Origin of the sequence: Arthrobacter zhaoxinii (assembly GCF_025244925.1) — a bacterium.
GTDB lineage: Bacteria > Actinomycetota > Actinomycetes > Actinomycetales > Micrococcaceae > Arthrobacter_B > Arthrobacter_B zhaoxinii.
In genome coordinates, this window is sequence record NZ_CP104275.1 from 2,992,288 (window position 1) to 3,015,017 (window position 22,730).

The 22,730-nt window shown below is 65.9% G+C and carries 18 protein-coding genes and 1 tRNA gene; 12 read left to right on the top strand and 7 right to left on the bottom strand.

Features of this window, described 5'->3' with window-relative positions:
* Genes N2K95_RS13950 through N2K95_RS13960 form a run of 3 tightly spaced genes read right to left on the bottom strand, consistent with a single transcriptional unit; the run spans position 1 to position 5,140 of the window.
* On the bottom strand, positions 1-1,611 hold the full coding sequence (locus tag N2K95_RS13950) for a Na+/H+ antiporter subunit D (protein WP_260652016.1): 1,611 nt from the start codon (positions 1,609-1,611) through the stop codon (positions 1-3).
* Entirely contained in the window at positions 1,608-2,093 is a 486-nt protein-coding gene (locus N2K95_RS13955) for a Na(+)/H(+) antiporter subunit C (protein ID WP_255790840.1), read from the bottom strand. Before N2K95_RS13955 ends, N2K95_RS13950 begins: the two co-directional genes overlap by 4 nt.
* On the bottom strand, positions 2,090-5,140 hold the full coding sequence (locus N2K95_RS13960; protein ID WP_260652017.1) for a Na+/H+ antiporter subunit A: 3,051 nt from the start codon (positions 5,138-5,140) through the stop codon (positions 2,090-2,092). The genes N2K95_RS13955 and N2K95_RS13960 overlap by 4 nt, the downstream gene beginning before the upstream one ends.
* A gap of 199 nt (positions 5,141-5,339) precedes the next feature.
* Here N2K95_RS13960 and N2K95_RS13965 point away from each other — a divergent pair, with 199 nt between their 5' ends.
* On the top strand, positions 5,340-6,716 hold the full coding sequence (locus N2K95_RS13965; RefSeq protein WP_260652018.1) for an MFS transporter: 1,377 nt from the start codon (positions 5,340-5,342) through the stop codon (positions 6,714-6,716).
* Positions 6,717-6,933: 217 nt separating this feature from the next.
* On the opposite strand, the gene dcd is transcribed toward N2K95_RS13965, so the two are convergent.
* Together dcd and N2K95_RS13975 are read right to left on the bottom strand one after the other, a co-directional pair.
* A complete protein-coding gene (gene dcd, locus N2K95_RS13970; RefSeq protein ID WP_260652019.1) occupies positions 6,934-7,548 on the bottom strand; it encodes a dCTP deaminase in 615 nt (204 codons plus the stop codon).
* A gap of 22 nt (positions 7,549-7,570) precedes the next feature.
* Positions 7,571-8,425, bottom strand: a complete 855-nt coding sequence (locus N2K95_RS13975; RefSeq protein ID WP_260652020.1) for a tryptophan 2,3-dioxygenase — start codon at positions 8,423-8,425, stop codon at positions 7,571-7,573.
* A 69-nt stretch (positions 8,426-8,494) separates the two neighbouring features.
* Here N2K95_RS13975 and N2K95_RS13980 point away from each other — a divergent pair, with 69 nt between their 5' ends.
* The 11 genes from N2K95_RS13980 to N2K95_RS14030 all read left to right on the top strand — a co-directional run bounded on the left by N2K95_RS13980 (position 8,495) and on the right by N2K95_RS14030 (position 17,787).
* Entirely contained in the window at positions 8,495-8,977 is a 483-nt protein-coding gene (locus N2K95_RS13980; protein ID WP_260652021.1) for an SseB family protein, read from the top strand.
* Positions 8,978-9,114: 137 nt separating this feature from the next.
* Entirely contained in the window at positions 9,115-10,182 is a 1,068-nt protein-coding gene (locus N2K95_RS13985; RefSeq protein WP_260652022.1) for a M4 family metallopeptidase, read from the top strand.
* Complete coding sequence (locus tag N2K95_RS13990) at positions 10,179-10,457, top strand: protealysin inhibitor emfourin (protein WP_255790848.1); 279 nt, start codon at positions 10,179-10,181, stop codon at positions 10,455-10,457. Before N2K95_RS13985 ends, N2K95_RS13990 begins: the two co-directional genes overlap by 4 nt.
* 115 nt (positions 10,458-10,572) lie before the next feature.
* A tRNA-Gly gene (locus N2K95_RS13995) sits at positions 10,573-10,646 on the top strand.
* A 98-nt stretch (positions 10,647-10,744) separates the two neighbouring features.
* Positions 10,745-11,206, top strand: a complete 462-nt coding sequence (gene panD / locus N2K95_RS14000) for an aspartate 1-decarboxylase (RefSeq protein WP_260652023.1) — start codon at positions 10,745-10,747, stop codon at positions 11,204-11,206.
* 9 nt (positions 11,207-11,215) lie between these two features.
* Positions 11,216-12,142, top strand: a complete 927-nt coding sequence (locus tag N2K95_RS14005; RefSeq protein WP_260652024.1) for an AEC family transporter — start codon at positions 11,216-11,218, stop codon at positions 12,140-12,142.
* 139 nt (positions 12,143-12,281) lie between these two features.
* A complete protein-coding gene (locus N2K95_RS14010; RefSeq protein WP_260652025.1) occupies positions 12,282-13,604 on the top strand; it encodes an extracellular solute-binding protein in 1,323 nt (440 codons plus the stop codon).
* Entirely contained in the window at positions 13,601-14,563 is a 963-nt protein-coding gene (locus N2K95_RS14015) for a carbohydrate ABC transporter permease (protein WP_260652026.1), read from the top strand. The genes N2K95_RS14010 and N2K95_RS14015 overlap by 4 nt, the downstream gene beginning before the upstream one ends.
* A gap of 42 nt (positions 14,564-14,605) precedes the next feature.
* Positions 14,606-15,406, top strand: coding sequence for a carbohydrate ABC transporter permease (locus N2K95_RS14020; protein ID WP_407080150.1), 801 nt, complete (start codon positions 14,606-14,608; stop codon positions 15,404-15,406).
* 39 nt (positions 15,407-15,445) lie between these two features.
* On the top strand, positions 15,446-16,705 hold the full coding sequence (locus tag N2K95_RS14025) for an ABC transporter ATP-binding protein (RefSeq protein ID WP_255790853.1): 1,260 nt from the start codon (positions 15,446-15,448) through the stop codon (positions 16,703-16,705).
* Positions 16,706-16,809: 104 nt separating this feature from the next.
* Positions 16,810-17,787 carry a zinc ribbon domain-containing protein gene (locus tag N2K95_RS14030; RefSeq protein WP_260652027.1) on the top strand — a complete coding sequence of 326 codons (978 nt, stop codon included), beginning with the start codon at positions 16,810-16,812 and terminating at the stop codon, positions 17,785-17,787.
* A 115-nt stretch (positions 17,788-17,902) separates the two neighbouring features.
* Here N2K95_RS14030 and N2K95_RS14035 read toward each other — a convergent pair whose 3' ends face one another.
* The gene (locus tag N2K95_RS14035; RefSeq protein ID WP_260652028.1) at positions 17,903-19,858 is read right to left on the bottom strand and encodes an NHL domain-containing thioredoxin family protein; all 1,956 of its coding nucleotides are present in this window, start codon (positions 19,856-19,858) and stop codon (positions 17,903-17,905) included.
* Positions 19,858-22,062 (bottom strand): cytochrome c oxidase assembly protein, encoded by a 2,205-nt coding sequence (locus N2K95_RS14040; RefSeq protein WP_407080089.1) that lies wholly within the window; start codon positions 22,060-22,062, stop codon positions 19,858-19,860. The genes N2K95_RS14035 and N2K95_RS14040 overlap by 1 nt, the downstream gene beginning before the upstream one ends.
* Between the last annotated feature and the right edge of the window lie 668 nt (positions 22,063-22,730).

The following is a 22,730-nucleotide window of genomic DNA, read 5'->3' on the forward strand; positions in this document are numbered from 1 at the left end:
TCACTGGGCTGCCCCCTCGCCTAGGACGGCCTCAATGTAAGGGGTGCGGTCCAGCAGGTCCCGTGCGGTTCCATCGCTAAGCGCAAACAGCGGTCCGGCGGCCACTGTCAGGGCAACGCCCAAGGCCACCAGGCCCACCGTCGGGTACACCATGGTCCGCGGCAGCAGATCCACGGAGTCCCGTCCGGAGAACCGGCCGGTGGAATGCTCGGTGACATTCTCCGAGCTGCGCAGGCTGGAGCCGTCCGCACTCGTTGCCAGCAGGATCGGATCCGGGTGCACGGCATCCTCGGGGGTCCGCCAGAAGGCCCGGTTCCAGACCCGTGCCATGACCAGCAGGGTCAGCAGGCTGGTGGCTGCACCGGCACCCACCAGAACGTAGGCCAGCGGGGTGCCGAGCCCCACACCGGCCTGCATGAGGCCGAGCTTGCCCAGGAAGCCGGAGAACGGCGGGATGCCGGCCAGGTTGATGGCCGGAATGAAGTACAGCACGGCCAGCAGGGGTGACAGCCGGGCCAGCCCGCCGAGCCGGTCCATGTTTGCCGTGCCCCCGCGGCGTTCGATCAGACCCGTGACCAGGAACAACGAGGTCTGCACCGTAATGTGGTGCACCACGTAGAACACGGTGGAACCGATGCCCGCCACGGAGGCCACCGCGAGGCCGAACACCATGTAGCCGATGTGGCTGACCAGGGTGAAGGAGAGCATTCGTTTGATATCGGTCTGGGCCAGGGCACCCAGAATGCCCACCAGCATGGTCAGTCCCGCCACCACCATCAGCAGGGTATTGATCCGGTCTCCGGGGAAGAGCAGGGTTTCGGTGCGGACCATGGCGTAGACACCCACCTTGGTCAGCAGGCCGGCGAACACTGCAGTGACCGGGGCCGGCGCGGTGGGATAGGAGTCGGGCAGCCAGAATGACAGCGGGAAGATCGCGGCCTTGATGCCGAATGCCACCAGCAGCATCAGGTGCAGCATCAACTGTGTCGCCGGGTCCAGGTCACCGAGTTTCAGCGCCAGGTCCGCCATGTTCACCGTGCCGGTGGCCGCGTAGATCATCGCGATGGAAATCAGGAACAGCAGCGAGGACACCACGCTGACCACCACGTAGGTCACACCTGCCCGGATCCGCGGCGTGGTGCCGCCCAGGGTCATCAGCACGTAACTGGCGGTCAGCAGAATCTCGAAGCCGACATACAGGTTGAACAGATCCCCGGCAAGGAAGGCGTTGGACACCCCGGCCACCAGGATCAGGTAGGTGGGGTGGAAGATGGAAATCGGTCCGTCTTCGTCGCCGTCGGCCATACCCTGGCCGGCGGCGTAAATCAGGACGGAGAGGCTGATCGCTGACGAGACCACCAGCATCAGCGCGGAGAACTGGTCCACCACCATGGTGATGCCGAACGGCGGAAGCCAGGCGCCCAGGTTCACGGCCTGCGCACCGGATTCCCAGACAGACCCCAGCAGGATGACTTCCAGCATCAGGGTGACGCTGAGGATGCTGATGCTCACTACCCGCTGGGAGCGCTGGTGGCGGATCAGGATGAACGCGAGGGCGGCACCGAAGACCGGGAGCACCACCGCCAGCGGAGCAAGGCTGGCTGTGTTCATCGGGTCACCTCCGGTTCGTTTGGTGTGTTGCCGCGCTGGGAGCCGGGAGCCTCTTCGGCTTCCTCCGGCGGTGTGAATTCCGTGGTGTCCTCCGGAACGTCTGCGTCATCTTCGGCATCGAAGCTGCTCTGGCTTGCTACCCGGCGGTCCTCGAGGTCGTCCTGGACCTCGTCCTGCCGGCCCAGGATCCAGGACCGGTAGATGATGCCGAGCATAAAGGCGGTGACCGAGAAGGAAATCACGATCGAGGTCAGGATGAACGCCTGCGGGAGCGGATCGTTGTAGGCATCCGCGGCGATGTCCTTGTTGAAGATCGGCGCCAGCCCGGCAGGTCCGCCCGTGGCCAGGAGCAGGATGTTCGTGGCGTTGGTCAGCATGGCCAGGCCAAGCACCACCCGGGTCAGGCTTCGCTCAAGCAGCAGATAGATGCCGGCCGCGTACAGGCACCCCATCACCAGGAGGAGGGTGAGGTTCACAGTCACCGGGCCACCTCTTCCTCTTCGGGACGGGAGCCGGCCTCGGGGCTGGTCGCAATATCCAGGATCTGGGGTTCCTCCACAATGCTGTCGTCTTCGGCGTCGGCGTCGTCATCGGCGTCGGCCTCGCTGCGCTCGTCGATCTCGGAACCCAGGCTGCGCAGGACATCCAGCACCAGTCCCACGACCACCAGGTAGACGCCGATGTCGAAGATCGTGGAGGTGACGAATTTGATTTCCCCGAAGACCGGCCAGGTGAACTTCAGGATGGCGCTCTGCAGGATCTGCCCGCCGAAGAACAGCGGTGCCGCGGCCGACAGGGCGATGACGCCCAAGCCGCCGCCCAGGAGCGTGCCTGCGCTGACCGGGCTGGCCTCTGCCAGCTCGAAACGCCCGCCGGCCAGATAGCGGATGGTCAGTGCAAGTCCCGCCATCAGCCCGCCGGCGAAGCCGCCGCCCGGCAGGTTGTGGCCGGCAATCAGCAGGTAGACCGAGAACAGGATCACGGAGTGGAACAGCAGCCGGGTAATCACCTCGAAGATGATGGACCGGCGCTCGGGTGCCAGCGTCCGGCCGGCCACCAGCCAGGCGTCACGGCCGGCGCTGGAGAATTTCCGGGCCAGGGCGAGGGTGGCCTGGCGGCGGCCGGTGGGGGCAAACCGCTCCTGTCCCCGATCCACGGAACCGGTGGCCACTCCTTCGGCCCGGCGCCGCTTGTCGCCGCGTCCGCGGACGAAGATCAGGGAGGCAAGACCCGTGGCCGCGATGGCGAGCACGGTGATTTCACCAAACGTGTCCCAGGCGCGGATGTCCACCAGGGTGACGTTGACAATGTTGGAGCCGCCGCCGCCCTCGTAGGCCAGCTGCGGGAAATCGAGGGAGACGGGGGCGGCCACGCGGGAGGCCATGGCGGTCATGGCAAACACAACCATGCTGGCGCCGAAGGCGATGCCGAGCAGGGCCCTCAGCAGCCGGTGGCGCTTGGGTTCACGCTTCCACAGCCGGGCCGGCAGGGACCGCAGTGCCAGCACGAACGCCACCAGCACAATGGTCTCGACGAGCATCTGCGTCAGGGCGAGGTCCGGGGCACCCTGCAGGGCGAAGATCAGGGCGATGCCGTAGCCGCTGACCGAAACCATCAGCACGGCGAGGAAGCGCTTGGTGGCGCGGGCGGCGGCCACGGCACCCAGGACTACAGCTGCGCCGATCACGGCCTGCAGCGGGGTGTCGAACCAGCGGAAGCTTTCCGGCAACGGAGCGGACCGGAGGAACAGTGCCGTCAACGGGGTCACTATCGCCATGGCCAGGATGACGAACAGGTAGAACGTCAGTGAGCCGCGCTGCGTCCGGCCGGTGATCCACACGGCGACGTCGTCGAGCACGCCGATGCTGCCGCGGTAGGACCGTTCTGCGTCGAGCGGGAAGGCGACGGTCCGCTGGAAGGACTCCACCCGGCGGCGCAGCAGGAACAGGGCGGCACCGGCGACGAGGGTAAGCACGGTCAGGCCGAGAGCCGGCGTCAGGCCGTGCCACAGAGCCAGGTGCGTGGGCTTACCCTCCGCCGGGAAAAGGTCTGCATAGGAAGCGATCACCGAATCCAGCGGCGCAGGCCAGAGCCCGAAGGCGACGGTCGCCGCGGCAAGGATGGCCGGAGCTGCCAGGAAGGACCAGGAAACGGACTTGAAGGGAGTGGCTTTGCAGCCTTCCTTGGCAGCGAAGGCGCCCCAGACGAAGCGGGCACTGTAGGCAAAGGTAAGGATGGACCCGGTCACTACGCCGGCCAGCAGGGCCCAGGCAGCGAAGGTGCCCTGCTGCTCGCCGTAATGCACGAAGGTCTCGTAGACGGATTCCTTCGCCACAAAGCCCAGCAGCGGGGGCACGCCGGCCATGGACGCTGCACCGATCACGGCGACGACGGCGAGTTTCGGTGCTGCGCGGAAGATTCCGGACAGTTTGCGGATGTCACGGGTGCCGGCCTGGTGGTCAATGATTCCAACCACCAGGAACAGCGTGGCCTTGAAGAACCCGTGGGCCAGGAGCAGGCCCATGCCGGCGACGGCGGCTTCCCGGCTGCCCAGCCCGACCACCAGCGTGAGGAAACCGAGCTGGCTGACGGTGCCGTAGGCGAGGATCAGCTTGATATCGAACTGGCGCAGGGCACGCCAGCCGCCCAGCAGCATGGTCGTCAGTCCCAGGACCAGCACGATGGGGTGCCACAGCAGCGTCTCGGAGAACCCGGGTGCGAGCCTGGCGATCAGGTAGATGCCCGCCTTCACCATCGCCGCGGCGTGCAGGTAGGCACTGACCGGGGTGGGAGCAGCCATGGCTGCGGGCAGCCAGAAGTGGAAGGGCACCAAAGCGGATTTGGAGACGGCGCCGATCAGCAGAAGCGCAATGGCAACATTGACCAGTGTCCCGGAAGCGACCAGTTCGGGTGCCAGCACCAGAATTTCGGAGATCCGGTAGGTTCCGGCGACGGTGCCGAGCACGATCATGCCGACCAGCATCGCCAGGCCGCCGAAGGTGGTGACGATCAATGCCTGCAGAGCTGCGCGGCGGGCGGAGAGCCGGTGCGCGGAGTACCCGATCAGCAGGTAGGACAGGATGGTGGTCAGTTCCCAGAAGATGAACAGCAGAATCAGGTCATCTGACGTAACCAGGCCGAACATGGCGGCGGCAAACGCCAGCAGCTGTGCGCCGAAGCTGCCCATCTTTGGATCATTGGGCCGGAAGTACCGGGCGCAGTAGAAAAGGACCAGCGCGCCTACACCGAGGATCAGGATGGACAGGACCGCTGAGAGCGTGTCCATCCGGAAGGCAAGCTCCACCCGGAGCTCGGGAATCCAGGGGATGGTGACCGACGGCGGCGCGTTCGGGGCGCCGGAGGCCAGTGTTTGGTCTGCACCGGTATACCGGGGGAACGTGGCCATCAGCCAGATGAATGCCGCAGCGGGGAAGGCCGCCAGAATGTAAAACGCAGACCGTCCGACCTTCCGGAACAACAAGGGCGCAACCAATGCCACCGCAAACAAAACGGTGAGCACAAACAGCACTATGATCTCCCGGGCTTTTTATCGATGTTGCAGCGTCAGACAGCTGTAGTTATCAAGGGGGCGGTCAAGGTCGGTCTATCCATTCTACCCATGGCATACACGTGCCCTCCTATTCGGGCCGGTCGGCGGCAGATGCAGGAAACGGCGGTTTAGGCGTCGAATACCGTTCCGGGCCGCGGGAGCCGCTAGGCTCGGCGGCATGAGTCTCAGCACAGAAAAAACGTCTCCGGACCGCCGGGCGACAAGCGCCCCGGCCCCTGCACGCTGGAAGCAGGTGGCGGCATGGGCTGCCTGGGACTGGGGCTCCGCTTCCTTCAACGCCGTGATGACCACCTTCGTGTTCACGGTCTACCTGACGTCCGAGCAGTTCGGGGACAAGGACCATAATTCCGCCGTTCTCGGCGCCGGCCTCGCCATTGCCGGCGTGGCCGTGGCTGTCCTCGCACCGGTGACCGGACAGCGGTCGGACGCCGGCGGACGCCGGCGCAAATGGCTGACCGTCAACACCCTGCTGACCTGCGCCCTGGTCGCAGCGTGCTGGTTTGTCGTCCCCTCCCCCAACTACCTGATCCTGGGTGTGGCCCTGATTGCCGCAGCGAACCTGTTCTTCGAGTTCGCGGGCGTGAACTACAACGCCATGCTCAGCCAGATCTCCACACGGGCCACGGTCGGAAAAATCAGCGGCCTGGGCTGGGCCATGGGCTACGTAGGCGGAATCGCCGCCCTGGCGCTGGTGCTCGTAGGGTTCGTACAGCCCGACGTCGGCTGGTTCGGAGTCACTTCCGAAGACGGACTGAACATCCGTGCCGTGGCGCTGTTCTCGGCAGTCTGGTTCCTGCTCTTCGCACTGCCGCTGATGTTTGCCGTGCCCGAAGTCCCCCGCCAGGATGCAGTGGCCCGGCTGGGAATCCTCGCCTCGTACAAGCTTTTGTTCCACCGCATCCAGGTCCTCTTCCGGACCGACCCGCACACCATTTACTTCCTGCTTGCCAGCGCCGTCTTCCGGGACGGACTCGCGGCAGTGTTCACCTTCGGCGGCGTTATCGCGGCCGGCACCTTCGGGTGGGAACTGTCGGAAGTGATTATGTTCGCCATCTTCGGCAACGTGGTGGCCGCCGTCGGATCCGTGATCGGCGGGTTCCTCGATGACCGGTCAGGACCCAAGGCCGTGATCGTCGGTTCGCTGATCGGGCTGATCCTCGCCGGCACTGCCGTGGTGGTATTCGGTCCCAAGGACCAGGACCTGCTGGGGCTCCAGTGGACCGGCGACACCACCTTCTGGATCTTCGGCCTGCTGCTGTGCCTGTTCGTAGGCCCGGCCCAGTCCGCCTCCCGGGCGTTCCTGGCCCGGCTCGCCACGGAGGGCAAGGAAGGCGAGCTGTTCGGCCTCTACGCCACCACCGGGCGGGCGGTCAGCTTCCTGGCCCCCACCTTGTTCTCGGCCTGCATCGTGATTTTCGGTTCGCAGCGCTACGGCATCATCGGCATCATGGCCGTGCTGCTGGTTGGCTTGCTCGTCCTGCTCCCGGTCCGCTCCCCCGAGGCACGGAAGGCCGCGGCCGCCGACCTGGAGTAAGTCCGGCGCGCGGGTCCGGCCTATGGGCCTGGCTCCGGTTCCGGCCTGCAGGCCTGGCTCCGGCGGCAACGAAATTCCTTCGCTCGCAGAGCTCGCTTGGAATATTAAAGCCGCCTCCGCCAGGCCCTCCAGCCGGACGGTCACGCCGCCTCCGTCAGGCCCCCCAGCCGGACGGTCCCGCCGCCTCCGCCAGGCCCTGCAGCCGAACGGTCCCGCCTTAGGAGGCGCTGACCGCATCCTCGTCATTAGCGGCGGCGCCGATGTCGGTGCGGTGGAAATTTAGGTGGCTGCGCGACGCCGTCGGGCCCCGCTGGCCCTGGTAACGGTTGCCGTAGCGGCCGGAGCCGTACGCGTGCTCAGCCGGGGAGCTGAGCCGGAAGAAGCACAACTGGCCGATCTTGGAACCGGGCCACAGCTTGATGGGCAGCGTTGCCATGTTGGAGAGCTCCAGCGTGACGTGCCCGGAGAAGCCCGGGTCAATGAAGCCGGCGGTGGAGTGCGTGAGCAGCCCGAGGCGCCCCAGGGAGGACTTGCCCTCCAGGCGGGCGGCAATGTCATCCGGCAGGGTGACCTGCTCGTAGGTGGAGCCCAGGACAAATTCGCCGGGGTGGAGGATGAAAGGCTCGTCCGGAGCCACTTCCACCAGCCGGGTCAGTTCCGGTTGGTCCTGGGAAGGATCAATGTGGGCGTACTTATGGTTGTCGAAGAGCCGGAAGAAGCGGTCGATGCGCACATCGACGCTGGAAGGCTGAACCATTGCGGGGTCGTAAGGGTCCAGGGCAATCCGGTTGTCGGCAATCTCGGCTCGGATGTCGCGGTCAGAAATCAGCACTCTTCAAAAATAGCGCATGCCCCTAGCGGCCGATTTCCGTCCGCACCGCATAGAGCTCCGGGAAAAACGTGAGTTCGAGGGCACGCCGCAGGAAGCCGGCGCCGCTGGAACCGCCGGTTCCGCGCTTCATCCCGATGGTGCGTTCCACGGTCTTCACGTGTCGGAAACGCCACAACTGGAAATTGTCCTCGAGGTCCACCAGCTCCTCACAGGCCTCGTACACGTCCCAGTTCGCGGCCGGGTTCTCGTAGACGTATTTGTAGACCGCCAGCAGCGACTCGTTATGCACATGGGCCTGCGTCACGTCGCGGGCCAGCAGCGCCGGCTCCACCGCGTAGCCGCGGCGGGCGAGGTAACGGATGAATTCGTCGTAGATGCTGGTCTCGGCAAGCAGGCCGGACAGCAGCTCCTGAGCTGCCGGATCTGCCGCAAACACGGCGATCATGGCCTCGTTCTTGTTGCCCAGCAGGAACTCGACGGCACGGTACTGATAGGACTGGAAACCGCTGGAGGCACCAAGGTCGTCACGGAATTCCGAGTATTCGGACGGGGTCAGGGTCGCCAGCACGGACCACTGTTCGGTCAGCGAGCGCTGGATGTGCTTGATCCGGGCAATGCCCTTCATGGCCGACCGCAGGTCATCCGCCGCCAGCCGGGCGCGCACGGCGAGCAGCTCGTGCAGCACAAGCTTGAGCCACAGCTCCGAGGTCTGGTGCTGGATGATGAACAGCATCTCGTCGTGGTGCTCCGGACGGCTCACCGGATGCTGGGCAGCGAGCAGATCATCCAGGGCAAGGTAGGACCCGTAGCTCATCTTGTCGCTGAAATCCCGTTCAATGCCTGCTTCGAGGCTGCGGGTGTTCTCGTTCGGACTCATGCCCACCACGGTATCCGCTCGGTATGCCAGACTTGGAGTTTTGGCACCGATCCCTCCGAAGGAGTCCCCATGGAACCGGACAACACCCCCGAGATCCCGACAATGCCGCTGGCCCATGACGACGTCGAAGCACCCGGCGCGGCTCTTGAAGAAGCCATCACCGCCGGCCGCGAGGGCCGGATCACCAACCGGGAGGTGATGTCCGTCATCTGGACCTCGGAGCTGCTCAGCGTTGGCCGCCTCACGAAGGACGATGATCCCTCCACGTTCCAGGCCGTGGTCCTGAAGGCCCCGGATGCCGACTACTCCGTGGCCGCCACCTTCACCTCCGCGGACCGCATCCCCGCACAGCTGCGCGAAGCAGCACCGGTGGTCGTCAAGGCCACCGGCGAAGCCACCATCCGCAGCATTGCCCCGGGATACGGCATGTCCGTGAATCCGGGACACGAGGTGGGACTGGAAATCGGCCCGGACGTGGTGGCGTCACTCGTGGCCGCGTACGAAAAGACCGCCGAACAGGCACAGGAGTCGGCCCGTCCCGAGGAGGACTAGTCCGACCGCGGAAGGGCCTAAAACAGCCGGTTAGGTTGCGTTATGGCCGTTTGATGCCGTTTTTACCCGCCTGACCCTTGAAGTGTCGGTGCCGGAGCCTACGCTGGGGAGCCTCACCACAGAGGGAGGGCTGTACCGTGACCAACTCGAGCGTGACTTCGTCGATCTGTTCCATAGTTCCGCCGTATCTGCTTGCCCGGCTGGCCGCCGCCGAAGACCCCGCCAAGGCAACGGCGGCGAAGGCGGCCCGCCGGGCACTCACCGGGATTGAGGGGGTGGAATCGGCACGTTCAGTGCGGCATTCGGCACCGTCCCGCGGGTCCGGTACCGCACTCACTCCGTCGCTGCGCCGCACCATCTCGGATGCCCTGGGACTGGAGGAACTGCCGGGCACGGTGGTGCGCTCCGAGGGCGGACCGGCCACGGGCGACCCCGCCGTGGACGAAACCTATGACGGCCTCGGGGCCACCTACCACCTCTTCAGCGACGCCTACGGCCGTTCCTCGCTCGACGGCGCGGGCCGGGCACTGGAGGCCACGGTCCACTACGGCCGCGCGTACGACAACGCCTTCTGGGACGGCACGCGCATGGTGCTCGGTGACGGCGACGGTGAGGTCTTCGAACGCTTCAGCAAATCCCTCACGGTAATCGCCCACGAGCTGGCCCACGGCATCATCCAGTACACGGCGCAGCTTGATTACCGTGACCAGGCCGGGGCGCTCAACGAATCCGTGGCGGATGTCTTCGGCGTCCTGGTGGAGCAGAAGCTGCGGGGCGAGACCGCAGAGCAGGCCGGCTGGCTGGTAGGCGAGGGATTGTTTACGGCGCAGGTGCAGGGGCGGGCACTGCGGTCGCTGAAGGCTCCCGGCACGGCCTACGACGACGACGTGCTCGGCAAGGACCCGCAGCCGGCATCCATGGAGGACTTCGTGAAGACCTCCGCCGACAACGGCGGCGTCCACATCAACTCGGGAATCCCCAACCATGCCTTCTACCTGGTGGCCCGGGCCCTGGGCGGGTATGCCTGGGAGCGCGCCGGGCGGATCTGGTACGACACCATCACTGAACGCAATTTCCCCGCCGATGCCACCTTCGCTGTCTTTGCCGCCGCCACTGTTACGGCAGCGGAAAAACGCTACGGAGCGGGGACTGAGGAAAGTACTGCTGTTCAGTCCGCGTGGAAAGAGGTTAACGTCTTGGTATGAGACTGGTGGTAGTGCGCAGCGGCGGCTTTGCGGGCATGCAGCGCACCTGGAGCACGCAGGTCAGCTCCGAAGAGGCGCAGGAGCGGTGGCTGCCGCTCCTCAGCGATCCGCCCGAAGCCCCGGACAGCGAACCGGACCGGTTCACCTACGAAATTTCGGTGGGACCTGCGGCCGTCACCATCCCCGAACGACAGGTGAAGGGGAGGTGGCGAGAACTTGTGGAGCGTGCGCGGGCCGGCGCCGATTCGGACGCCGGCGAGGCGCCGGGCGGATAATCATCCGGGCCCTTGCCGCGCGGTCCTTGAACCCTCCGGCAGCACTGCACCCGGATTAGGCAACCCGTCGGTTCCATGTAAAGTAAGGGATTGTGCCGGATCTGCTCCGGCCGCTGCGGGCGTAGCTCAATGGTAGAGCGCTAGCTTCCCAAGCTTGATACGCGGGTTCGATTCCCGTCGCCCGCTCCATTTTGGAGCAACGTCCCTCCCCCTCCCTTTGCGCTTTCGCTGTCAGCGTGTCAACCCCCTGCTCGAAGTCCGGTGTAACCGGCGTAGACTTGTCCGCGATGAACCGGAAAATGTTTAAGTCCAAAATCCACCGCGCCACGGTCACCCATGCCGACCTCCACTACGTGGGGTCCGTCACGGTTGACCTCGACCTCCTTGAGGCCGCGGACATCCTGCCCGGAGAGCTCGTCTCGATCGTCGACGTCGACAACGGCGCCCGGCTGGAGACGTACACCATCGCCGGCGAGCGCGGCTCGGGGGTGCTCGGCATCAACGGTGCCGCGGCGCATCTGGTGCATGTGGGCGACACGGTCATCCTCATCACCTACGCAGACATGACCACCGAAGAGGCCCGCAGCTTTGTGCCCACGGTTGTCCACGTTGATTCCGCCAACCGGATCCTTGAACTGGGAACCGACCCGGCCGAAGCCGTGACCGAAGGCACCGAGCGTCCTCCGCTGGCCCTGGACAACACCCAGGTCATGGGCAGCAACCCGGGCGTACCCGCCGAAGCCAGATAGCAGCATCCGGTGCTGGGGGTACTCACCGGGTTCGCAGTTGTCTGGATCATCATCCTCACCGGGTACTGCATCGGCAGGCTCGGCGTGCTGGGGGAAAATGCCCAGACCGTCCTAAGCCGGCTGGCGTTCTTTGTCGCATCCCCCGCCCTCCTCCTCATCACCCTGAGCGATGCGGACCTGGGCACTGTTTTTTCGCTTCCCCTGCTGGTGGCGGCCGCCAGCGCGCTGGCCACGGCGGTCCTGTATGTGCTGGCAACCCGCTGGTGGCTGCGCCGTCCGCTGCCCGAGATCCTCATCTCGGCCATGTCCTCCTCCCTGGTCAATGCCGCCAATCTCGGCCTGCCCATCTGTGTGTACGTCCTGGGGGACGCCGCCTATATCGCGCCCGTGCTGATTTTCCAGCTCGCCTTTTTCACGCCGTTCTTTTTGATGATGCTGGATTCAGCCACCAGCGGCCAGCGGACCTCACTTCGGGTTTTTGCCGGCCAGGTGGTGCGCAACCCCATCATCGTCGGCTCGCTGCTCGGTCTGCTGCTGGCCGCCACCGGCACGCAGCTGCCCGAAATCATCCATGAACCGGTATCCCTGATCGGCGGAGCCGCAGTTCCCGCCATGCTGCTGGCTTTCGGACTCTCCCTGGTGGGTTCCCGGCCGCTGACTGCCGACGGCGGCCGGCGGGCCGACGTCGTCCTCGCCTCCGCGTTCAAGCTCGTGGTCCAGCCGCTGCTGGCTTTCCTGCTGGCCCGCTTCCTCCTGGGCATGGAGGGACATCTGCTCTTCGCCGTCGTCGTGACCGCTGCCCTGCCCACCGCGCAGAATGTGTTCGTTGTCGCTGCCCGCTACGACGAAGGCCTGCTGGTGGCAAAGGACACCGTGCTGCTCACCACCATCGCCTCGCTTCCGGTCCTGATCCTGGCGGCAGCTCTGCTGGCCTGAGGGTCTACCCGGCTCGACCCCTTTTAATGTGGCGTAAATTACGTTCAAGGCATATGGTCAAACGAAGGCTGCCTAGCGTGCAGTCCGTCTTCTGCAACGCCGCAGGGGACGCTTACGACGAGGTGGAGGCACAGTACCGATGCCAAAGGACGCAAGATACTGGGGGCGTACCCGGAAAAGGACACGGGCTGCTGCCGGCCTTACGCTGGCTCTGGGCGCAACTCTCCTATCCGGCTGCGGAACCGACGAGGGTGCAGCACCCACATTGACCTGGTACATCAACCCGGATGCCGGCGGCCAGGCAGAACTGGCCGAGCAGTGCACCGAGGCCTCCGGGGGTGCGTACACCATCGAGACGTCCCTGCTGCCCAATGATGCCGCTTCCCAGCGCGAACAGCTGGCCCGGAGATTGGCTGCCGGGGACAAGAGCATGGACATCATGAGTCTCGACCCGCCCAACGTGCCGGAGTACGCGGAACCCGGCTATCTTGCACCGGTCCCCGACGACGTTGCCCAGCGCACCACCGAAGGTGTCCTGGAAGGCGCTCTCGAAGGCGCCAAGTGGAAAGACAAAGTGGTGGCTGTCCCGTTCTGGGCCAACACCCAGATCCTTTGGTACCGCAAATCCGTGGCTGAAGCGGCCCAGCTGGATATGACCAAGCCCGTGACCTGGGACCAGATCATCGAAGCCGCCGAGAGCCAGGACAAGTACATCGGCGTGCAGGGCGCACGCGCCGAGTCCATGACCGTGTGGGTCAACGCCCTGGTGGCGTCGGCCGGCGGCCGGATCGTCGAGAACCCGGACGCTTCCGCGGATGAAATCCAGCTGGGACTGGACTCCGAGGCCGGGAAGCAGGCCGCCGAGGTGGTCTCCACGATCGGCAAGGAAGGCCTGGGCGGTCCCGGACTGCCTACGCAGACGGAAAACACGTCCATGATCCAATTCCAGGGCGACCAGGGTTCATTCATGGTCAACTACCCCTTCGTCTGGCCGGCAACCAACGCCTCGGTCGAGGAAGGCGCCCTGCCGGAGTCCCTCATCGACGACATCGGCTGGGCCCTCTACCCGGCCATGAACGAGGGCGAGGATACTGCTCCCCCGCTGGGCGGCATCAACCTGGGCGTGGGATCCAGCAGCCAGCACCCCGACCTGGCGTTCGAGGCCATTGAATGCATCGTTTCGCCTGAGAACCAGGCCCAGTACTTCACAACCAACGGCAACCCGCCGTCGAACGAAGAGGCCTACAACTCCCCCGGAATCGAGGAGACCTTCCCGATGGCACCCACTATCCGGGACTCGCTCGAGCTGGCCGTTCCCCGGCCGCAGACCCCGTACTACAACGAAATCTCCACCGGCATCCAGCAGACCTGGACTCCGCCGAGCGAGGTCAACCCCGACACCACCCCGGCCGAGAGCCAGGAATTCATCCTCGAAGTCCTTAGAGGGGAGAAACTGCTGTGAGCACTTCCGTTGAAGCGGTCCGGGAAGCCCCGGCCAAGGCAGCTCCGTCCAAACAGCCCCTCAGCGACCGCGCCAAAGCGGAGCGGCGGCTGGGATTCTGGCTCGCCGGTCCCGCGTTCATCATCATGCTGGCGGTTACCGCCTACCCGATTCTCCTGGCGCTCTGGGAATCGCTGTTCAAGTACCGCCTGACCGCCCCGGCGGACCGTGAGTTCGTGGGACTGGGCAACTACGCCACCATCCTTTCGGACGGCCTGTTCTGGCGGGATCTGGGTGTCACGGTGCTGATTACGGTCATCACGGTCGTGATTGAGCTGATTCTCGGCTTTGCCCTGGCCCTGGTGATGAACAGTGCGCTGAAGGCCGTCCGCGGCTGGCTGCGCACCGCGATCCTCGTGCCGTACGGCATCATTACCGTGGTTTCCGCCTTCGCCTGGTTCTACGCCTTCGACATCAACTCCGGGTACATCAACAGCTGGTTCAGCTGGGTGCCGGGCATCGATGCGGACCTGAACTGGTTCGCCGACACCTGGACGGCACTCTCCGTCATCATGGCCTCGGAAATCTGGAAGACCACCCCGTTCATCTCCCTGCTGCTGCTCGCGGGACTGGCCCAGGTTCCGGGTGAGTTGACGGAAGCGGCAGAAGTTGACGGCGCATCCTGGTGGCAGCGGATGTCCAAGGTGATCATCCCGAACATGAAGGCCGCCATCATGGTGGCGGTGCTGTTCCGGGCCCTGGACGCCTTCCGCATCTTCGACAACGTGTACATCATGACCAACGGCGCGTACGGCACCGAGGTGCTTTCGCTGCTGGCCTACCGGACCTCGATTACCCGCCTGGAAATCGGCATGGGCTCGGCCGTCTCGGTCCTGCTGTTCATCTGCGTGATCATCATCTGTTTCATCGCCATCAAACTGTTCAAAGTGGACCTTTCCGGCGCACGAGGGGGTAAATAAGTGAAGTCCTCACCTGCCAAACGGCGGACGATTTGGACCATTATTTCGGTTTTGGTCGTCCTGTATGCACTGTTCCCGGTGGCGTCGATTCTCGCGACCTCGTTCAAGCTGCCCAGCGACCTGACGTCCGGGACCTTCCTCCCGACCAACTGGTCATGGAGCAACTACGAGCAGATCCTGGTCGGCGATGCGCAGGGACTGTTCCTGAGCAGCCTGCGCAACTCCATCGGCATCTGCCTGATCGCCACCTTCATCGCGGTTATCCTGGCTACCCTGTGCGCCTATGCCATTGCCCGCCTGGACTTCCCGGGCAAGAAACTGGTGCTGACCACGGCGCTGGGCGTCTCGATCTTCCCGGTGATCTCCATCGTGACGCCGCTGTTCAACCTGTGGCGCAACATCGGGCTCTATGACACCTGGCCGGGCCTGATCATCCCCTACCTCTCCCTGACGCTGCCGATCTCCATCTGGACCCTGGCGGCATTCTTCCGGCAGATCCCGTGGGAGCTGGAGCAGGCAGCCCAGGTGGACGGCGCCACCACGTGGCAGGCGTTCCGCAAGGCCATCGTTCCCCTGGCGGCACCCGGCGTCTTCACCACCGCGATCATTGCGTTCTTCATCGCCTGGAATGACTTCGTGTACGGCATCTCGCTGACCTCCACGGAGGCAGCGCGGCCGGTCCCGGCGGCCCTGGCGTTCTTCACCGGCGCCTCGCAGTTCGAGGAGCCGACCGGAGCCATCTCCGCCGCGGCGATCATCGTCACCATTCCCGTAGTTGTCCTGGTGCTCGCATTCCAGCGCCAAATCGTCTCCGGCCTAACCCAGGGCGCCGTCAAGGGCTAGTCCCTTACGGCACCCGGCGAAAGAAAAGGATCCCTAACCATGGCATCTATTACCCTTAACCACCTCGTCAAGAAGTACGGCGACGGTTTCCCGGCCGTCAACGATGTCAGCCTGGATATTGCCGACGGAGAGTTCATCATTCTGGTGGGCCCCTCCGGCTGCGGCAAGTCGACACTGCTGCGCATGATCGTGGGCCTCGAGGACATTACCTCCGGTGATCTGCTGATCAACGGAGAGCGCGTCAATGACAAGGCACCCCGCGACCGCAACCTGGCCATGGTGTTCCAGAACTACGCGCTCTACCCGCACCTGACCGTGTACGAAAACATCGCCTTCCCGCTGCGCCTGAACAAGGGCAAGTACAACGACGAGCAGGTCCGCAAGCTCGTGACCGACGCAGCAACCACGCTGGAACTGACGGACCACCTGGACCGGAAACCGGCCAACCTCTCCGGCGGCCAGCGGCAGCGGGTGGCCATGGGCCGGGCCATCGTCCGGCAGGCCGATGCCTTCCTCTTTGACGAGCCGCTCTCCAACCTGGACGCCAAACTGCGCGGCCAGATGCGTGCCGAGATTGCGCAGATGCAGCGCCGTCTGGGCACCACCAGCGTCTACGTGACCCACGACCAGACCGAGGCCATGACGCTGGGAGACCGGGTGGCAGTGCTGAAGAAGGGCATCCTGCAGCAGGTCGCTTCCCCGCGCGAGCTCTACGAACAGCCCATCAACCTATTCGTGGCGGGCTTCATCGGTTCCCCGTCCATGAACTTCCTGCCCGCCACGCTGGAGAACGGAGTGCTGAAGACCGCCGTCGGCGACCTCCGCATTCCCGAGGAAAAGGCAGCGAAGGCCGCCGGCAAGCAGGTTGTCCTGGTGGGCATCCGTCCCGAGTTCTTCGAGGATGCTTCGCTGGTGGAGGAACACAAGCTGCAGCACGGCTCCACGTTCACGGCACCGATCACGCACACGGAGTGGCTGGGCAACGAACAGTACGGCTACATCCACTTCGATCCCACCCCCGAGGTGCGTGAGCTGCTGAACAACCTCGCGCGGGACATGGATGCCGACGAACTGCGCCCGCAGGTGGTGGTGACGCTCGACGCCGCCAGCCGGATCCGCGGCGGCCGCGACGCCGAACTGTGGCTGGACACCCGCAAGGTGCACCTCTTCGACCCGGAGACCGGCGAGAACCTGACCCGCGATGCGGCTGCCGGTGCGGAGCTGACGGAGGAAGCGAACGCCCACCGTGCCGAGGAGATCGCCGCTGCACACGAGTCGGTCCCGGCGGCCGCTTCCTAGCCGCCCTGTCAGGGACACAGGTGCCCGGCCCGGGCGCCTGACACGAAGGCCGGAGCGGGGAACCGATCCGGCCTTCGTTCTTCCGTGCAGGTAACGTAAGACCGGTGCAGGGAACATCACCGGTAATCAAGGCAGTAGCCTCCTGGCTGCTTGCCCTCATGCTCACGATCGCGGCCGCCGTCGTCGTGATCTATTTCGTGAACGCGAAGACGTACGGCCCCGAGAAGCACGTGGAAAGCTACCTGCAGACGCTGGCCGACGGCGAGGGCGGGCAGGCGCTCGGAATGCTCAACGCGCAGGTCCCGGAGGCCAATGCGGCACTGCTCGACGGCGACGCGCTCCGTGCCTCGGTGAAGGGGCTGGAGGTGCGCAATATCGGCGAGGCCGAGGATATCGGCGGGGACCGGGTCGAAGTGGCGCTGGACTACGCCTACGGACAGTCCGAGGGAACCACCCGCTTCGTGCTGGAAAACACCGGAAAACGCTGGCTGTTTTTCGACACCTGGGACTTTGTGCCGGCAGCGCTGCCCACCGTGCAGGTGAGTGCTCCGTCGCTGCGGGAAGCGACCCTCAACGGCGTCCGGGTGACCCTTCCGGAGGGTGCCAATACCTTCGCGGCCTTTCCCGTCTCGCGGGTGGCGGCCTCCTACAAAAGCCAATACCTGGCCGCGCCGGAGCAGACCACGCTGGTGACGGCCGAGGAGGATCCCCAGCTCGCCCTCGTGCCGGAGGCAACCAAGGAACTCGTCACCAAGATCGATACCGGTATCCGCGAATACCTCGACGGCTGCACGGCTGCCGACCGCCTGGCTCCGCCGGGCTGCCCGTTCTACCACCTCACCAACAACCGTGTGGAACAGCCCATCCGGTGGAGCATTACGGACTACCCCGAGGTCGAGCTGACGCAGGCCGAGGGGCGCTGGGTGCTCAGCCCGCTGAGCGCGACCGCCCGCGTCACCGCCACCCAGGTTGATCTCTTCAGCGGCGACAAGAGCCCGCTCGTGGCCGAGGAGTCGTTTACCTTCAACGCCTCGCTGCGGGTGGACGGCGACGACGTCACGCTGAGCCCGCACGTGCAGTAACCGTCCCTTTTGAGACGAGTTCGGCGGCGGCACGGGGTTTTTCCCGTGCCGCCGCCGAAGTGCGTTAAGGCGGTTTCGTCAGCGCTATCCGCCCTCCCGGAACCGCCGGGGCTGCTTAGTCCAGTCCGCGCAGGTCCAGGACCAGCTCGGACTCGCCGCCGGCCTGAAGCACCACCGGAATGCCCCAGTCCTGCTGGTACATGTGGCACGCCGCGTGGTCCGGGATGTCGCCGCCCGGTTCCCCGTCGCAGGCCGCCGCCCGGGCGGTGATGTGGAGGACGCCGTCCGTCACCGTGTCGGAAAGGACGAGCTCGCGGGTGAGGCCGGTGGCCGTGCCGCCGCCGGAAACCAGCAGTTCCTCCGGCGAAGCGGAGATCTTCAGCTGGGTGGGATCGCCCCAGCGGTCATCGAGCTTCTGGCCCTTGGGTGCGGCAAAGCGCACGGTGAGGGACATGAGGCCGGATTCGACGGCGGTCCGGGGCCGCTGCGTCTGCCGGGCGCCCTCGTCCACGGACTGGGCTTCCTTCGGAATCGGCAGCCGGACCAGCTGGTGGCGGTTGGACTCCACCACAATCAGCAGCGGTTCGGCAGCACCGGTGTCCACCAGGACATCCGAGGGCTCGGAAAGCCCGCGGGCCAGGGTGGAGACGGTGCCGGTGACCGGATCGTAGCGCCGCACGGCGCCGTTGTAGGTGTCCGCAATGGCCACGGAGCCGTCCGGCAGCACTGCGACGCCCAGCGGGTGCTGCAGCCGGGCCTCCGCGGCGGCGCCGTCGCGGAAACCGAAGTCGAAGAGGCCGGTGCCGACGGCGGTGTCCACGTGGACGCTTCCGGTGCCGTCCAGGACCAGCCGGCGCAGGGCGGAGGTTTCGGAGTCGGCGACCCAGAGGTTGCCGTCACCGTCTTCGGCCAGCCCGGAGGACTGGGCAAACCACGCGGCGGAGGCTTCGCCGTCGAGCAGTCCTTCCAGACCCGTGCCGGCGAGGACCGACACGGACCCGGTGACCGGATCGAAGCCGAAGATCTGGTGCGTGCCGGCCATGGCAATGACCAGCCGCTGCAGTTTCGAGGACCAGACCAAGTCCCACGGGGAGGACAGCGAAACGTTCAGGGGATCGGCACCGAGCAGGTCCGAGGAATCGGAGGGGGAACTATCCCCCGCGCTTTCACCGGACCCGGCGGATGCCGCGCCTGCCTTGGTCTGGTTCCCGGCATCCAGCAGCCGCTGCACGCCGTTGCCGGCGATGGTCTGCACGGCACCCGTGGCAAGGTTCACGGAGCGCAGGCGGTGGTTGACCGTGTCCGCCACGACGACGTCGTACCCGGCTTTTTCAGCCACGTCGGCGGGCAGCAGTGCCACGCCCTGGGGTTCGTTGAAGCGGGCGGTGTCGGCATTCCCGTCCTGCCAGCCCTTGACGCCGTCACCGATGGTCCGGCGCACGCCGGCCAAGTCCGCGTCGAGCTCCACGAGGCGGTGGTGGCCGGTATCGGCCACCAGGAAGGTGCCGCCCGGCAGGGCCGTCACCTTGCCCGGGAAGCGGAGGTCCCCGGCACTGGGTTCCGCGGGCACATAGGGGCCGTCGCCGCGGTGCAGCGTTCCCTTGGCCTCGTGCTCCTCCATGAGCTCGGCCACCAGCGATTCCAGGCCTGCTGCGTGCCCTTCACCGGACAGGTGCGCCACGATGTACCCCTCGGGGTCCAGGACCACCAGGGTGGGCCAGGCCCGGGCGGTGTAGGCCTGCCAGGTGAGCAGCTCCGGGTCATCCAGGACGGGATGGTGGATTTCGTAGCGTTCGACGGCGGCGGCGAGGGCCACCGGATCCGCTTCGTGCTCGAACTTGGGGGAATGGACTCCCACGGTGACCAGCACGTCCGAGTATTTCTCTTCCAGGGGCCGGAGCTCGTCCAGCACGTGCAGGCAGTTGATGCAGCAGAAGGTCCAGAAATCCAGCAACACGATCTTGCCGCGGAGATCCTCCAGGTTCAGCTGCCGGCCGCCGGTGTTCAGCCAGTTGCGGCCCTCAAGCTCCGAGGCCCGCACCCGGTATCCGGCGCGCACGGTTTCAGTCATTAACGATCTCCTTGATCCGGGGTCCCGGCGTCACGCTGCGCCAGGTTTGCAAACATGTTGTTGTAAGCGGTTAGATCGGCGTCGTTATTCCGCTCGGCTGCGCGGTCCGAGCGGCGGGTCTCCCGTGCATCGCTCTTGGACCACTGGTAAGCCACACCGATCGCAACGAAGAGGGTCGGGATTTCACCGATTCCCCACATCAGGGATCCGCCCAACTGCTGGTCCGCCAGAGCCGACAGGCCCCATTCCCGGCCCATGTTGCCGAAGTAGGAAGCCTGGATGAGGGCCGTTCCCCCCATCACCGCCACACCGAAGAACGCGTGGAAGGCCATGGTGGCCAGCAGGATCACCAGCCGCAGCGGGTACGGCGCACGGCCGGGCACCGGATCGATGCCGATCATCGTCAGGATGAAGATGTAGCCGGTGAGCAGGAAGTGCACCACCATCAGTTCGTGCCCCACGTGCTCGCGCAAAGCAAAGCCGAAGAGGTCTGAATAGTAGAAGACCACAATGGAGCCGGCGAAGTTGACCGCCGCGAAAATCGGATTCGTGATGATCTTCGAGAAGCGTGAATGCACCCCGATGAGGATCCATTCACGGATCCCCCGGGTGCCGTCGGTGCGCGGGGTCAGGGCCTTGAGGGCCAGGGTGACAGGCGCGCCGAGCACCAGGAACAGCGGCACCACCATGGTCAGGGCCATATGCCCCAGCATGTGGGTGCTGAACAGGACCATGCCGTAGATCGCCGGGGCACCGGAGGTGATGTATCCCAGCGCGAGCAGGCCGACCAGCCAGCAGACCGCACGCAGGACCGGCCACTTGTCCCCGCGGCGTCGGACCTTCACCAGGCCGATGAGGTAAGCGGTGGCCAGGGTCAGGATGACCGCCACCCACAGCCAGTCCGGCCGCCATTCGGTGAGGTAGCGTTCGCCGGTCAGCTCCGGCGGAAGGTCGTACCCGGTCAGGATGCGCGCAGGCGAGGCATCCGTGGGAGGTTCCTCCGAGCGCGGCGGTGCGGTGCGGCCCAGAGCGGCTGCCACGCCGGACACGGCTCCCATGATGGCCAGCTCCACGGTGATGAGCTGCCAGAGCACGCGCTGGGCGGACAGACCGCCCTGCGGAACACCGCGGTTGCCTTCCGGAGCCGGGGTCCGGGACGGATTGGCGCCGGCAAGGCGGGGAATGACCCAGCGGCGGTGCATGAGCCCCAGGACGCCCAGCAGGAGCGTCAGGCCGGCTTTGATGAGCACGAGGGTTCCCCACGGCGTGCCGAGCTGTTCCAGCGAGCTGATCCGCAGGGAGGCGTTCACGACGCCGGAGAGGAACACGAGGGCAAAGGCGAAGCCCGCGAGGGCGGAGAACCGGGTAAGTACCACCCCGGTAATGGACCCGAGCTGCCGGGAGATGACGGCCAGGACAAGGATTCCGCCGATCCACAGGCACACACCCAGCAGGTGCAGGCCGATGGAGTTTACGGCGGCGGCGTGGTCGTCCCCGCCGGCGGAGTGGCCCGTGAGCGCCATGGGCAGCAGGGCGCCGAGGGAAAGGACCAGGGTAAAGGCCAGCATGCCCACGGACCGCACGCCGAAGGTCAGGGCGGTCACCACGGCGGCAATGATGCTCACGGCGAGCCACGCCCTGCCCGTGGCGAAGTCCGTCAGGAAGGATCCCAGCCCAGCTGTGTAGGCGGGGTCAAAGCCCAGCGGCAGACCGGAGACGTCCGAATAGGTGAAGACCATCACGGCCAGGGCGGAGAGCGTCCAGGCAACGGCCGCCGCGGAGGCCAGGGCCAGGGCACGGGTAAAGGCGGGATGCTCCGGCTCCGTGGACGCGGGCCGGCCGGAAGCGGATTTACGGACCCGTCGAAAGTTCAGGTTCTTGGGGAGGATCGCCACGGCAAACACCAGGGAGCCGATCACGGCGGCCATGGAGACATTCTGCAGCGCCTTGGCAACCGGAAGGCCCCAGCGGGTCAGTGTTCCCGCTCCCCCCAGCTGGGTGACGCCGGCCGCGCCGGAAAACAGCAGGGCCGCGGAGAGGCTTATGAACACGAGCACGAAGGACGCTGCGAGCCAGCCGTTGCGCACAGCCGGAACGGCTTTGCCGTCCTCGTCTGCTGCGCGCGGGGCGCCCCCTTTGCCGGGCTGCGGAAGCAGGTCAGTCCCGGCGGAGCGGGCGGACTGGGTTTTCACGGATTTGGGCACAGTATCTATTCTCTACCCGCTGTAAAAATAGGGCCAATCATGGGTGCCGGCTCGTGGTCCGCCTCGGGGCTTCGGGGCTTTTTTTGGGGGTGGTGGGGTGGTTACTCTGGCTGGCCTTTGGCAGGACGGAGTGCGGGGGCCGGGCGCGGGGTCCCGCGGCACGGGATCCCACCAAGTGGTGCGGCTGTTGCAGGTGGGGTCCCAAGCGGGAACAGAAACCCCACCCGATGGGACGCTGTGCTGCGGCCAGCACCTCAGCGCGCACAGCATCCCACGAAATGGTGCCGCTGTTGCAGATGAGGCCCCACGAGGGAACAGAAACCCCACCCGATGGGACGCTCTGCTGCGGCGGGGTTGCGTGGGGCGGCGGGAACCTGCGGCCAGCCCTTCAGCGCGCACGGCATCCCACCAAGTGGTGCTGCTGTTGCAGATGAGGTCCCACGAGGCAACAGAAACCCCATCCGGTGGGACGCTCTGCGGCGGCGGGGTTGCGCGGGGCGGCGGGAACCAGCTGCGGCCGGCCGGGATGGGCGGTGCGCGGGAGCCTGGTGCACTGCCAGGCCTCCGGAGTGCTGCCTGCACCGTGGGGATGGAAAAGCACGGTCTGTGCAGGCAAATCTGGTGGGCCCCAAACGCGGGAAGGCCGGCATCCTCAGATGCCGGCCTTC

Coding starts and splice junctions, on each gene's coding strand:
- N2K95_RS14010 (WP_260652025.1), top strand. CDS start 12,282: ATGCCAAAGGACGCAAGATACTGGGGGCGTACCCGGAAAAGGACACGG.
- N2K95_RS14025 (WP_255790853.1), top strand. CDS start 15,446: ATGGCATCTATTACCCTTAACCACCTCGTCAAGAAGTACGGCGACGGT.
- N2K95_RS13975 (WP_260652020.1), bottom strand. CDS start 8,425: ATGAGTCCGAACGAGAACACCCGCAGCCTCGAAGCAGGCATTGAACGG.
- panD (WP_260652023.1), top strand. CDS start 10,745: ATGAACCGGAAAATGTTTAAGTCCAAAATCCACCGCGCCACGGTCACC.
- N2K95_RS13980 (WP_260652021.1), top strand. CDS start 8,495: ATGGAACCGGACAACACCCCCGAGATCCCGACAATGCCGCTGGCCCAT.
- N2K95_RS13990 (WP_255790848.1), top strand. CDS start 10,179: ATGAGACTGGTGGTAGTGCGCAGCGGCGGCTTTGCGGGCATGCAGCGC.
- N2K95_RS14035 (WP_260652028.1), bottom strand. CDS start 19,858: ATGACTGAAACCGTGCGCGCCGGATACCGGGTGCGGGCCTCGGAGCTT.
- N2K95_RS13965 (WP_260652018.1), top strand. CDS start 5,340: ATGAGTCTCAGCACAGAAAAAACGTCTCCGGACCGCCGGGCGACAAGC.
- N2K95_RS13950 (WP_260652016.1), bottom strand. CDS start 1,611: ATGAACACAGCCAGCCTTGCTCCGCTGGCGGTGGTGCTCCCGGTCTTC.